Below are 376 nucleotides of genomic sequence, written 5' to 3' on the forward strand. Positions count from 1 at the left end.
TCGCCTTCGGGCGCGTCGATGAGCTGCGAGTCACGGGTGGTGCCGAGCGTGGCAACAACCAGTGCCTGCGTTTCACCGCGGGTGAAGAGTGCCGAGCCGTGCGTGCGCGGCAGGACGCCGACGCGCACCGAGATCGGGCGGACGTCGTCGAGCTGACGACCGTCGATGCGGACCTTCGTGCTCAGCACGCCGTCGCGCAGGGTGCGGTATTCGACTTCGCCGAAGGCGTTGCCGATGTCGCCATCGGTCCAGCCATTGGCTTCGGCATCGGCGGCGATAGCCGTCTTCACGTCGCTCTTGAGCGCGCTGACGACGTCACGACGGGCGAGCTTGTCGCGGATCTGGAAGGCTTCGGTGAAACGGTTGCCGACGGCGG

Annotated in this window: 1 pseudogene; it reads right to left on the reverse strand. The window is 67.6% G+C overall.

From position 1 onward, the window contains the following. Nucleotides 1-376: pseudogene (locus tag CBX98_RS25600) on the reverse strand (polyribonucleotide nucleotidyltransferase); the annotation flags it as partial.

The organism is Vibrio sp. T9, from assembly GCF_003123985.1.
Taxonomy (GTDB): domain Bacteria; phylum Pseudomonadota; class Gammaproteobacteria; order Enterobacterales; family Vibrionaceae; genus Vibrio; species Vibrio diabolicus.